Raw genomic sequence first — 12141 nt, 5'->3', positions numbered from 1 at the left:
TTACCTTTCGGCCGGCGTCGAGGAGAGCAATTCTTTAATTTTGGCCAAGACGGTTTTAGGCTCGTAAGGCTTTTCCATAAAGGCGTCGGTTTTCATCCAATGACCGTCGCGGTCCTGCTGGAAACCAAAGCCGGTTCTCTGCTGCACTGCCGAAACCATGATGATCGGAATGTGGCGCGTCGCCGGGTCGCCCTTGAGGGCCTTGGCGACCTGAAAGCCCGTGTCATGGCCTTCGATCATCAAGTCGAGCAAAATCAAATCGGGCTTATCCAGGCGAACTTTTTCGAGGGCTTCCAATCCCGTGTTCGCGGCGATCACCTGAAAGCCGGAGCTTTCCAACATCGCCGTTACGGCGAAGACGACATCGGGATCGTCGTCGACGATCAAGATTGTATCAGCTTGGCTTTCGCTCATTGTTTCCTTCCGAGACATTCCAAGTCGCGTCAATATGGCGGGCGCCATTTCACCACAAAGTGGTGGATCGAAAAAGGGCGGATCGGGCCGCCGCGGCAATTTTCCGCCGGGCTAAATATCATTGTATATATATAACGATATTAGAAGATATATGTCAACCGGCGGAAGGATCGCAATTTGGCGGTGCAAAGCAGCTGGAGTCTGGTTATTCATTAAACAATGCACGCCTTTACCGCTCACTTACCCATCGAAAAGCAGCTCTGGGTAGCCGTGCGTTTATTCACCCTCGTGCGTTGGGTGCCGCCGCTGGTGATCGTCTCCGGCGGCTATGTGTTGAAGCACCTGTTCGGGTTTCAACTTTCGATGATCGCCTTGACGCAGATCGCGCTGTGGATCGTCGCCTACAACGGCTACTTAATGTGGCGACAACGGCAGATGCGCCCCCACACGGTGTCCGAGCTTTTGCGCTCCGCGAATCTGCACATGTTCTTCGACTTTTTCAGCATCACGTTGTTGGTGTATTTCACCGGTGGGGTTCTGTCGCCGCTCGTGTGGTTCTATTCCCTTCACATCATTCTCGCGTGCATCTTTTTCAAAATGCGAAAAGTCGTGTGGACCACCTTCGCGTTGTGGGTCGTCTTGGCGACGCTGCTGTTGCTGGAGCATTTCGGCGTGTTGCCGCACCAGCCGGTGTACGGCAACGTATGGCCCGTCGGCGAGTCGCTCGCCCACTCGCGCGGCCTCCTGTTCGCCGTGCTCTCCGGCACCGCGGCCCTCTGGGCCGCAATAATCGGAGTCGTGACGATGATCATCGACCGCGTGCGCGTGGCCGAACACGACGAGCGCGCCCTGCAACAGCGTTTCCGGCAAACCCTCGACGAACTCAACGCCGCCCAGCGCCAACGCGATCTCTATCGCCGCTCGATGACCCACGACATGCGCAGTCCGATCGCCGCGGCGCAGTCGCTCCTCAACGTGCTGCTGTCCGGGGCGATGGGGCAACTTAACGACCCTCAGCGGGAATCGCTGCGGCGGGCCGGGGGACGTCTCGAACAAATGCAGCAAATGATCCAGGACATGTTGACGATCGAACGCTCCAGCCGGGCCGAGTTTGTGCTGGAAGCGATTCCGCTGGCCTCCTACGCCGCGCGTGTCCTGGCCGGTTATCGGGAAGAAATGGACGCCCGCGATATCCACTTGGATGCGCAGTTGGATGCCGAAGCCGTGGCCTGGGCCGATCGGGATGACGTCGAGACGGTGATCAACAACCTGGTTTCCAACGCCGTGAAATACAGCCGCGACGGCGGCCGCGTGCGCGTCGTGGTGGCGCGGGGCGAAGGGGTTACGTCGGTGGAAGTCGCCGATACCGGCATCGGCATTTCGCCGGAAGATCAGGAAAAACTATTTCGCGAATTCTATCGTGCCGCGAACGCCAAGCGGCACACTGTGCACGGCACGGGCCTCGGGCTGGCGATCGTGAAAAAGCTCGTGGAGCAGAACCACGGTGTCATCCACATGCAAAGCGAGGTCGGTAAGGGCACGACGTTCACGTTCATCCTGCCGCAACCCCCCGACGGGCAGGGCGGCTAGTCGATCTTATCGGCGGCCAGGATCATCGACGGGTCGGGGATGCCGTGCCCGGCTTGCACGGTGTAGATTCGGTCCTGCGATTGTCCGCGAAGTTCGTAGACTTTTTCCCATGGATCCCATAAGTCGATGCCCAGGCCGCGACCGACTGCGCTGCCACCCGATTGACCCCGCGTAAAGCGCACGGTTAACATCGGCGCAATCCTTACGAAGAAAGGACCGGCGGATGGTTCACCAACCTTTGCGGGCGGCGATGATCGGCGTGGGCGACATCACCATGCTGCATCAACCGGCCTACCAGGATTTCGCGCTCGCGGATCTCACGGCGCTTTGCGACGTCGACGAAGACATGCTCGCCGCGCGGCGGGCCGAATGGGGCGTCGAGCGCATCACGACCGATTACAAGGAACTGTTGGCCGACCCCGAGATTGATCTGGTCGAGGTCAACACGCCTCATCACCTGCACAAAGATCTAGTGATCGACGCCTTGGCGGCCGGTAAGCACGTGGCATGCCAGAAGCCGATTTCGATCTCCATTGCCGACGCCGAGGCCATGCTTGCCGCGGCGGAAAAAGCAAGCGGGCGCTTTCGCGTGTTCGAGAACTTCGTGTTCTACCCGCCCTACGTAAAGGCGAAGGAATTGATCGACGCCGGGGAAATCGGCGAGGTGCTTACCATTCGCTTCAAACTCGGCACGTGCCTATTCGGTTCGCGCTGGGTGCCGCTCCGCGCCGAACTGTGGCATTTGCTCGAGTACGAACACGGCCGCGGTCAGGCGATTTTCGACGACGGCTACCACAAGCTGTCGATGGCCATCTTCTTGGGCGGAGCGATCGAGGCGGTCAAGGGATTTACGCATTGCTCGATGGCCTACATCGATGAGCCCGCGCAGGTGATTTGGTGCTACCGCGACAAGAAGCTGCTGGGCAGTTTCGACATCGCCTTCCAACCGAACATCTACAACCGGTCGAAGTATTTCCCGGCCGACGAACGCATCAACATCATCGGCACCAAAGGGATGATTGAACTTACGTGCTGCACCGGCCAGATCATGGACGAGGCGGGGCTGATCCTTTACCGCGACGGCGTGCGCTATTGCTTCGACGACCTCGACCTGGATTGGAAGTACAGCTTCATCAACGGCATCCGTGATTTCCCCGCGGCCATCCGTGAAAATCGTGAATGCCTGCTGACCGGCGAGCGCGCCCTCAACATCCTCAAATTCGCGTACGCCATCATTATTGCCGGGCGGATCGGCCGCGAAGTGAAGCCCGAAGAGGTAAGCGACGAGTGGTTCCGGGAGGTGGTTCATGGCCGCGCCTAAAAAGGACCCGTGGAACAAGTGGTGGATTCGTTTCACGTTGAGGCTGGTGCGCGTTCTGCTGCGCCTGCCCAAACCTTGCGGCTTGGCGGCCTTGAGCGTGATCGAACGATTGATGCGCCTTACCGTGGAGAGCGAGGCGGACCTCGCGCCGATTGTCGAAATCAAGGAAATCTACCGCGACGATCCGAAGGGGCGCGAAGCCCTACGGCGCATGATTTGTGAAGGCCGGGACACGCAGATCGTTTCGATGGTCCACGGCATTATCAAGCATTTCGGCAAACCGCCGTCCGATCCCGTGGATGCCTACGCGGGCCTGAACGTCGAGGAACGCCACTTGGCGCCGGACAAGGCGCGCGTCGCCTTTTTGGGCGAGCACTACGAGTATCCGTTTCTGCGGGCGGCCTACGCGGCGCGCGGCGACTTGACGGTGGTGGAAAAAGACGCGCGTCCGCTGGCGTTGTTGAGCATCGTCGACGCGGTGGAGATCGCCGTGGCCGGTCCCGAGACCCTCGAGTGGGTTGACGCCGCGCTGGCCAAGGGCGTGGCGGTTTCGTTGCACGCGGCGGATGCGTCGCCGCAATGGCTTGCCGGCGCGATGGCCAAGGCCAAGCGGTATGGGACGCCGCTGCGCGTCTTCTATCCGTATCTGTTTTATCCGCCGGTGCAGCGGGTGAAGGCATTGATCGTCGAGGGCGCGATCGGCGAACTCGGAAACCTACGCGTGCGCGCCACGTTGGGCGGGAAGGGCGGCGTTCGCCAACTCGATCCTCCTTTCGGGGACCAACCGCTTTTGCACCCGGCGTTCAATCACTTCGCGTTGCTGACGCTCTGGGGCGGCGCGGGTCGCAACCTCACCGCGTACTTGCGGCCCATGGACGGCGAAAGCGGGGGGCAGGCGGTCGTGGCCGTGGAGTTCGCCGCCGCCGGACGCCTGGGGTTGCTGGAATGTACGTACGCGCCGCACATGCACTTGCGCTCGGCGTTCTACCCCCACGACCTCGAAGCCGAACTTTGCGGCACCGACGGCGTGATTTGGTTGCGGCGGGGAATGGCCGCCCGCACGCCGCAAGCGGCCGTCGCCGTGCGCGTGGGCGCGCAAGCCTATACGATCGGCGTGGGAAGCGGCATGAACGAGCAGTGGGAAGCGGTCTACCAGAACGCCGCGGCGCATTTGCGGGAGATGATTTCCGGTCGCACGCGGCAACTGATCGATAACGACGCGCTGCTCTCGGCGCAGGGGCTGTTGGCCAAAACGGCGGAAGCGGCGACGGCGGCGGAAGTGGTTAATCTCTGATCATGGAACGCACGCTTTATCAACCGCACTACGATGCCCGCTTGAATGCCCTGGTGTTCTTGACGCGAAACGACGAGGACCGCGACATGCTGCGTACGGCACGCCGCGTATTCGTATGCGGCTCGCTGCAGAATCCATCGCGCATGGCCGAAGTGGTCGGTCGACCGCTGTCGTTCGCAACGTGCTTCGTGACCGGCTTCGCCCATCGCACCTTGAGCGTCGGCGACCGCTTAGTGCCCTTCATGCTGGCGACACCAAACGACCGCCAACACACGCTGCCGGGGGTTTTGTATCTCGGTTTGACCGAAAAAGAGTTGAGGAAAATCATGGACGTCGAACTCGGCGACGGTCATCGCAAACGGGTCGAAGTGCAGGTCCGTGTCGGTTCACACTCGTTGGAAGCGACAACTTTTATAAAAAAATAATTGTTTGTGCTATACTGATCCGACGTGGGGGAGCATGCGGTCCGAATAGACAAAATAATAGGACCGGAGGATCGCAATGAAATCGAATTGGCTGCTCTCCCTAGCCATCCTGTTTGCCGTGCTGTTCGTAGTGGCATTCGCCTGTTCCACCGACGATAGCGAAGAAGAAGCCGACGACGATACCGATGTCGATGATGACGACGACACCGATGTCGATGACGACGACAACGACGATGACGACACCGCGCCCACCGATGAATATGAACAGGACGGCGTGCTGATCCGCGGGAAACCCACCGACGAAAACGGTTTCGTTTCCTTTACCGTCGACATCAGCGGCACCATCGGGTTTTTCCTGCGCGACGAACTTACCGACGCCGCGCTGCCCGGCGTGCAAACCTATCTCATCACCAAAGACGGTGAGGCCGCGGTCTTTGCGCTCGACGACGACGGGCGCTATCTGCCCGTACTGGCCGACGCGGCCGTGCTCGAATCAAACGGCGCCGCCGCCAAAGGCGAAGGCGTGTTCGGGCAGTCCTATATCGTCACGCTCGCCGGCGCCCATGCGGCCAGCCCCAACAGCCCGCTGGTGATCGGCGCGCAAATCCCCGCCGACCTACTGCGCGTCATGCTCGTCTTCTTCTTTGAAGAGTACGGCGACGCGACCCTCGGGCAACTCAGCGCGACGGTAGGGGCCCTCGTGCCCGCGACCGGCGGCGGAAAGGTGGTCGAATTTGCCGTGCTCGACGACCTGGACACGGCTACCGGGCTCGTATCCGTTTCACTCGCGGTGTACGACCGCAGCCATCCCGGTTTCACGGAGTTCTTCGCCGACGTGTACACCGCGCGCTGCTACGACCAAGGCGACAGCTTCACCTTGTATCAACGCGACGAACCGCTGGCCGACAACGCGCCGAGCAGCTATTCCTTCTTGCTCGCCACGCCGCTGAATGAGCCCGGGCCCTCGGAAACGCTGACCTTGCGCGTGACCGTGACCAACGTCGTGGGCGACGCGCCGGTACCCGGCGTCAAGCTGACACTCGCGCCCATCGGCGCCGTGGGCTTCACCGACCTCGACGGCGTGCACATCTTCGACGAACTCGTGCTGTGCGAGGGACAGACCGTGTCGCTCTACTACCTGCGCGCCTCGCGGCCGCAGTTTTACCCGGTGCAATTCGAGTTGACCGACCTATCCACCGAGGTTGTCAACGAGTTCGCCATCTCCCTCAGCCCGGTCGCCGCGGGCGCGGAAGACCCCACGTGGGTTAACATCCCGGCCGGTAGTTTCGGCATGGGTTGTTCGGCGGGCGACACGCTGTGCGACGCCGACGAACTGCCGAACCACACGGTTTCGATTGGCGCTTTTCAAATGACCGCCACCGAAATCACGCAGCGGCAGTACTACAAGCTGACCGCTGACAACCCCGCGTGGTACAACGATTGCCTCGAGTGCCCCGTCGAGTTCGTCACTTGGCAGGAAGCCAAAGACGCCTGCGCCGCACTGGGCGGGCGCTTGCCGACCGAAGCCGAGTGGGAATACGCCGCCCGGGCCGGCACCGCCACCAAATACCATTGCGGCGACGACGCAGCCTGTCTCAATGGCGTGGCGTGGGACATCTACAACGCGGGCAGCCGCACGCGCCCGGCGGGGCAAAAGGGCGTCAACGCCTTCGGCTTGCGGGACATGCACGGCAACGTGTGGGAACTCACGAACGACTGGTACGATGACGGCTACTACGCGAGCAGCCCGGCCGCCGACCCGACCGGTCCCGCCTCGGGGACCTACAACGTTAAGCGCGGCGGCAGTTGGTACTCGGGCTTCGACAACAACCGCGTCTCCAACCGCTTCGCCGGTGACCTGGAAGGCCGCTACGCCAACCTCGGCTTCCGGTGCGTGAAGTAGTCGAGCAGCGTCCTACCTGCGAAGAAAATGAGAAAAGCCGGGCTGATCAGCCCGGCTTTTTTTTCGGATAAGACGACCGTTACTTCTTGGATTCGGCTTCCGCTTTGCGGATTTTGGCTTCCACTTCGGCGGGCACCGCGGCGTACTCGAGGAATTCCATCGAGTAGTTGGCGCGGCCGCTGGACATCGAACGCAAGTCCGTCGCGTAACCGAACATCGCCGCCAACGGCACGCGGCCCACGAGCTTCTGCGAGCCCTTGCGAAAACGACGCATATTGCTGATTTGTCCGCGCCGCTGCGATAAATCGCCGGTTACGTCGCCGATGTGATCGTCCGGCGTGGCGATCTCGATCTTCATGATCGGCTCGAGCAGCACCGGCCCCGCTTTCGGGAACGCTTCCTTGAAGCCCTGCATGGCGGCGATCTTGAAGGCCATATCCGACGAGTCGACCGCATGCGCCTTGCCGTCCACAACCACGCACTTGATGTCGATCACCGGGAAGTCGAGGCCGCTTTCCATCACTTCGCGGAAACCGCGTTCGATGGCGGGCATGAATTCGACCGGGATCACGCCGCCCTTCGTGTGGTCTTCGAACGCGAATCCACCGCCGGGGTTGGGCTCGAGCCGGAACAGAATTTGCGCAAACTGCCCGCGCCCGCCCGATTGCTTGGCCAGGCGGTAATTGAGGCGCGTCTCGCGAGCGATCGTCTGCCGGAAAGCCACTTTCGGCTCGCCGACCACGGCTTCGACGCTGAATTCGGTCTTCAACCGGTCGACGATGATCTGCAGGTGCAGTTCGCCCATGCCGGCCACGACCGTTTCCTTCGTCTCGCTATCGAAAGTCACCGTGAACGAGGGGTCCTCGAGCGCCAGCTTGTTCAGCGCGACCCCGAGCTTTTCCACTTCCTTGGTGGACGGCGCCGAGATGCTGATCGAAATCACCGGCCGCGGCTGGCGAATCGATTCGTACATCAGCGGGTTGTTCGGGTCGCAAAGCGTATCGCCCGTAACGGTGCTTTTCATGCCGACCAGCGCCACGATGTCGCCCGCTTCGGCGCGGCTGATGTCCTCACGTTCGCGAGCGCGGATGCGCATGATGCGCCCGACGCGCTCGGTCTTGCGACGCCGCGGGTTGAACACCTTGTCGCCCGTTTCCAGGCTGCCGGAATACACCCGAATAAAGGTTTGCTGGCCCACGTAGGGGTCGTGGATGATTTTGAACGCCAGGGCCGAAAACGGGTCATTCACCGTCGGGTTGCGCTTGTGGGAGCGAGAGGGATCCTCGACGTCGTCGCCCATCACCGCCCCCGCGTCCAACGGGGAGGGCAGCAGCTTGACCACCGCGTCCAGCAGCGGCGTAATGCCCTTGTTTTTGTACGCCGAGCCACAGAAAGCCGGCGTGAACATATCGGCGATCAGGGCGCGGCGCGCCACGTTCCAAATCGAATCCTCGGGGATCGGTTGATCTTCGAGGTAGATCTCGGCCAGTTCGTCGTCGAAGTCGGCCAAGGTTTCGATGAGCTTCGTCCGCGCCGCGTTCGCCTCGTCCAACATGGATTCGGGAATGTCGGTCACGAGCTTCTTTTCCTCTTCGTACATCACCGCCTTCATGGCCACTAGATCGATCAGCCCTTCGAAGCTTGCGCCGCTGCCGACCGGTATCTGAAACGGCAACGCTTTGGCGTCGAGAATCTCATCCATGCTGGCCACCGCGGCGGGGAAATCGGCGCCCTCGCGGTCCATCTTGTTGACGAAGGCGATGCGCGGCACGCGGTGGTGCTCAGCCTGATTCCAAACGGTTTCCGACTGCGGCTCGACACCCGCCACGGCGCAAAACACCGCTACGATGCCGTCGAGCACCCGCAGGCTGCGCTCCACCTCGAGGGTGAAGTCGACGTGCCCGGGCGTGTCGATGATGTTGACCGTGTGGCCGTTCCACTTGCAGGTGATCGCAGCCGAGGCGATGGTGATGCCCCGCTCCTGCTCCTGCTTCATGAAGTCCATGGTGGCCTTGCCGTCGTGCACTTCACCCATGCGCCGCGTGGTGCCGGTGTAGAACAGCGCACGTTCGGTGACCGTCGTTTTGCCGGCATCGATGTGCGCCACGATGCCGATATTGCGAATTTTTGACAAAGGCATAAGAGCCCTCCGGTTCATTCTTAAGATATCCATTTGCGGGAAAAGCTCACGTTGGGGGCAAGGATTCCCGGATTCAGCGACCCTAACATAAGCAGATCGCGCGAAAGTGCAAGGGGGGAGACGTTGCGGCGCGTATATAGTGAGCGTTGTTGACACTCAAAGCGCAGGTGGATTCGCGACGCGTCCGCGGCGATAAGGAGAAGAGGAATCACAAACCGCCCGTTGGATTGTGGCAACAAAAACAGCGACTTCCGATCGAAGCCGTCGATCCTGGGAACGACCGGATCCCCATCACGATTTGAACTTCCCAAACGGCCCCAGCCGGCCGTGCCGGGTCTGGACGAACGCGCGGCACGGTGAGATGATGCGGGTTCTCACTAAGCGGAACCAAAACCACCCAAGGGGGAGGGGGAATCATGAGTAAAATTCGTCTAGACAGCAAAGTTGCCATCATCACCGGCGCCGGGCGCGGCCTCGGTCGCTCGCACGCCCTGCTGCTGGGATCCCGCGGCGCCAAAGTCGTCGTCAACGACCTGGGCGGTGGCTGGCGCGGCGAAAAAGACGGCTCCAGCGCCCCAGCCGACGACGTCGTGGCCGAAATCAAAGCCGCCGGCGGCGAAGCCGTCGCCAATTACGACAACGTCCTGGACGGCGCGAAGATCGTCGAAACCGCCATGGACGCCTTCGGGCGCATCGATATCGTCGTCAACAACGCCGGCATCCTGCGCGACGTTTCCTTCCACAAAATGACCGACGACGACTGGAACCTCGTCTACGAGGTGCACGTCAGAGGCTCCTACATGGTCACCAAAGCCGCCTGGCCGCACCTGCGCGACCAACAATACGGCCGCATCATCATGACGACCTCCGCCGCCGGCCTCTACGGCAACTTCGGCCAAGCCAACTACTCCATGGCCAAAATGGGCCTCGTCGGCCTCGGCCTCACACTGGCCCACGAAGGCCAAAAACGAAACGTGCTGGTCAACATCATCGCACCCATCGCCGGCAGCCGCATGACCGAAACCGTCCTGCCGCCCGAATTGGTCGAAAAACTCAAACCCGAATACGTCTCGCCACTGGTCGCCTTCCTGTGCAGCGAACAAAACCAAAGCACCGGCGGCATCTATGAAGTCGGTGCCGGCGTCATCGGCCGCGTCAAATGGATGCGCGCCCCCGGTGCAGCCATCCCCCTCAAAGACGGCGTGTCCATCGAAGACGTCGCCGCGCACTGGGACAAAATCAACGATATGACAGACGGCAAATTCGTCAGCAGCCTGCAAGAGTCATCCATGATGACCATGCAAAACCTCGCTTCGGCAGAGTAAACCGCAGGTGAATGGATAGGGTGTAAGGGGGCGCTGCCCCCTTACGATCCCCCGCCAGGGGATAGCATCCCCTGGACCGGCAAATATAAAACGCTCGGCTCGCTGCTTCGCACCGTTGCCGAGCGTTTTGTTTTCAACAATAGAAGTCTTTCATTCAATCTTGTCGTGTTTCGCCAGGTTGCAGCGTGCGCACAATATTTGAATATTCTTCGCCGTAGTTGAAGAGCCGCCTTTTGAAAACGGGATGATATGGTCGAAATGGATGTTCTGATTGCTACCGCACTTTACGCAACGGCCCTTATCGCGCTTCCATACTTCACGCTTAACCGGGGAGGGAATCATGCGGTTTACCGTTGACTCGCTAACCAAAGAACTATTTTCGTACTCGGAAGAACCGGCCGGACCAGTTTTGACTTTTTCGAGCCGAAACTTGAACACTTTTCTTCCGTTTTGTGTTTCTTGCCAAGCGTCTACAAGGGCAAAAAAGCCGTTATAGACCCAGATACCCGATTTAATTTTCTCATATACCTTGACCAGACGCGGCGTCGTATTGTCTTGAGAATGTGACTTCGCTGCTTCGTAGAAGCGACCGTTTTGAGTTAACGAACCCGATTGATTCCGCAACGGTTGATCAACCATTTTGGGAACCGGAACAGTGTCGGACTTCTTGACGTCGTGACCCTCATAGACAAGAACTCGACCGGCATCCGTCACTTCGTCTTCATAGGGAGAACCCCGGCGAATGCTCATCAGAACGACGCTGTATGGTCGATCACTCACATGAAAATTCATCCCCTGCTGCAAGTTACGGCTTTCCGCCGAACACATTTCGGTGTGAGAAATAATGTCGCCTTCCTGCATGAGATTCTCCCCGATTCTGGTAAGAAATATTCTCTTTATCACGAAACGGATGAGCGAACAAAAGCGAACCGACTTGAAAGCTGAATCTGTTACCCGCCAGCGCCGGTTTCGTCGGAACGAAGTTCGCGAAATCGGCGCATAACCCCGCGGGTCCAGGGGGCGCTGCCTCCTGGTCGGGGGGTTCTAGGGGGTGGAAAACCCCCTACCTGTTCGGCGCGGTATCTTGCGGGTGTAAGGGGGTTCTACCCCCTTACAATCCCCCGCCAGGGGATAGCATCCCCTGGACCGGCAAATACAAAACGCTCGGCTCGCGATTCCGTTCTTAAGTAGCAACACGTACCTCGTGTTGACCGGTGCCCCGTCGAATTCGGGCGCTGCAGTCATGCTCCCGCCCGCGCCGGTTTCGTCGGAACGAAGTTCGCGAAATCGGCGCATAACCCCGCGGGTCCAGGGGGCGCTGCCTCCTGGTCGGGGGTTCTAGGGGGTGGAAAACCCCCTACCTGTTCGGTGATTACTTCACGCGCGGCGCGGCGGCGTTGACGGCGTCGCGTGCTTCGTCGGCGAATTGGGTGAAGTTATCTGCGAACAGTTGGGCCAGTTTGCGTGCTTGGCGGTCGTAGGCGCGTTTGTCTTTCCAGGTGTTGCGTGGTTGCAGCACGTCGCTGGGTACGCCGGGCACGTTTTCTGGTACGAGCACGCCGAAGACGGGGTCGGGTGTGAAGGTGGCGTCGTCCAGTTTGCCTTCCAGTGCGGCGTGGATCATGGCGCGGGTGTGTTGGATCGGGATGCGGTGACCGGTGCCGAAGGGGCCCCCGGTCCAGCCGGTGTTGATCAGCCAGCAGTCGACTTTGTGTTTGGCGATGCGTCG

Annotated in this window: 11 protein-coding genes; 6 read left to right on the top strand and 5 right to left on the bottom strand. The window is 60.4% G+C overall.

Annotated elements, in window-relative coordinates:
* The gene (locus P9L99_04450; protein ID MDP8222587.1) at positions 1-414 is read right to left on the bottom strand and encodes a response regulator; all 414 of its coding nucleotides are present in this window, start codon (positions 412-414) and stop codon (positions 1-3) included.
* Between the two features lie 270 nt (positions 415-684).
* Here P9L99_04450 and P9L99_04445 point away from each other — a divergent pair, with 270 nt between their 5' ends.
* Positions 685-2004, top strand: coding sequence for a HAMP domain-containing sensor histidine kinase (locus P9L99_04445; protein ID MDP8222586.1), 1320 nt, complete (start codon positions 685-687; stop codon positions 2002-2004).
* On the opposite strand, the gene P9L99_04440 is transcribed toward P9L99_04445, so the two are convergent.
* Positions 2001-2195 (bottom strand): hypothetical protein, encoded by a 195-nt coding sequence (locus tag P9L99_04440; GenBank protein ID MDP8222585.1) that lies wholly within the window; start codon positions 2193-2195, stop codon positions 2001-2003. The genes P9L99_04445 and P9L99_04440 overlap by 4 nt on opposite strands.
* A 32-nt stretch (positions 2196-2227) precedes the next feature.
* On the opposite strand from P9L99_04440, the gene P9L99_04435 reads away from it, so the two are divergent.
* The 4 genes from P9L99_04435 to P9L99_04420 all read left to right on the top strand — a co-directional run bounded on the left by P9L99_04435 (position 2228) and on the right by P9L99_04420 (position 6947).
* Complete coding sequence (locus P9L99_04435) at positions 2228-3325, top strand: Gfo/Idh/MocA family oxidoreductase (protein MDP8222584.1); 1098 nt, start codon at positions 2228-2230, stop codon at positions 3323-3325.
* Complete coding sequence (locus P9L99_04430) at positions 3312-4619, top strand: hypothetical protein (GenBank protein MDP8222583.1); 1308 nt, start codon at positions 3312-3314, stop codon at positions 4617-4619. Before P9L99_04435 ends, P9L99_04430 begins: the two co-directional genes overlap by 14 nt.
* A 2-nt stretch (positions 4620-4621) precedes the next feature.
* On the top strand, positions 4622-5044 hold the full coding sequence (locus P9L99_04425) for a gamma-glutamylcyclotransferase family protein (GenBank protein ID MDP8222582.1): 423 nt from the start codon (positions 4622-4624) through the stop codon (positions 5042-5044).
* 76 nt (positions 5045-5120) lie between these two features.
* Positions 5121-6947: a formylglycine-generating enzyme family protein gene (locus tag P9L99_04420; protein MDP8222581.1), complete on the top strand. Its 1827-nt coding sequence runs from the start codon at positions 5121-5123 to the stop codon at positions 6945-6947.
* Positions 6948-7026: 79 nt separating this feature from the next.
* On the opposite strand, the gene fusA is transcribed toward P9L99_04420, so the two are convergent.
* Positions 7027-9087 carry an elongation factor G gene (gene fusA / locus P9L99_04415; GenBank protein MDP8222580.1) on the bottom strand — a complete coding sequence of 687 codons (2061 nt, stop codon included), beginning with the start codon at positions 9085-9087 and terminating at the stop codon, positions 7027-7029.
* 416 nt (positions 9088-9503) lie between these two features.
* On the opposite strand from fusA, the gene P9L99_04410 reads away from it, so the two are divergent.
* Positions 9504-10412, top strand: a complete 909-nt coding sequence (locus tag P9L99_04410) for an SDR family oxidoreductase (protein ID MDP8222579.1) — start codon at positions 9504-9506, stop codon at positions 10410-10412.
* A 150-nt stretch (positions 10413-10562) separates the two neighbouring features.
* On the opposite strand, the gene P9L99_04405 is transcribed toward P9L99_04410, so the two are convergent.
* A complete protein-coding gene (locus tag P9L99_04405) occupies positions 10563-11273 on the bottom strand; it encodes an HNH endonuclease (GenBank protein ID MDP8222578.1) in 711 nt (236 codons plus the stop codon).
* 511 nt (positions 11274-11784) lie between these two features.
* Positions 11785-12141: phosphoenolpyruvate carboxykinase (ATP) (locus P9L99_04400; GenBank protein MDP8222577.1), on the bottom strand; the 357-nt coding region annotated here is incomplete at its 5' end.

Origin of the sequence: Candidatus Lernaella stagnicola, assembly GCA_030765525.1 — a bacterium.
Lineage (GTDB): Bacteria > Lernaellota > Lernaellaia > Lernaellales > Lernaellaceae > Lernaella > Lernaella stagnicola.
This window is presented reverse-complemented; position numbering and strand designations above follow the sequence as displayed.

Excerpts from the sequence above, each read along its gene's own strand:
- P9L99_04410 (MDP8222579.1), top strand. The coding sequence starts at position 9,504 with ATGAGTAAAATTCGTCTAGACAGCAAAGTTGCCATCATCACCGGCGCC.
- P9L99_04425 (MDP8222582.1), top strand. The coding sequence starts at position 4,622 with ATGGAACGCACGCTTTATCAACCGCACTACGATGCCCGCTTGAATGCC.
- P9L99_04435 (MDP8222584.1), top strand. The coding sequence starts at position 2,228 with ATGGTTCACCAACCTTTGCGGGCGGCGATGATCGGCGTGGGCGACATC.
- fusA (MDP8222580.1), bottom strand. The coding sequence starts at position 9,087 with ATGCCTTTGTCAAAAATTCGCAATATCGGCATCGTGGCGCACATCGAT.
- P9L99_04440 (MDP8222585.1), bottom strand. The coding sequence starts at position 2,195 with ATGTTAACCGTGCGCTTTACGCGGGGTCAATCGGGTGGCAGCGCAGTC.
- P9L99_04420 (MDP8222581.1), top strand. The coding sequence starts at position 5,121 with ATGAAATCGAATTGGCTGCTCTCCCTAGCCATCCTGTTTGCCGTGCTG.
- P9L99_04450 (MDP8222587.1), bottom strand. The coding sequence starts at position 414 with ATGAGCGAAAGCCAAGCTGATACAATCTTGATCGTCGACGACGATCCC.
- P9L99_04405 (MDP8222578.1), bottom strand. The coding sequence starts at position 11,273 with ATGCAGGAAGGCGACATTATTTCTCACACCGAAATGTGTTCGGCGGAA.
- P9L99_04430 (MDP8222583.1), top strand. The coding sequence starts at position 3,312 with ATGGCCGCGCCTAAAAAGGACCCGTGGAACAAGTGGTGGATTCGTTTC.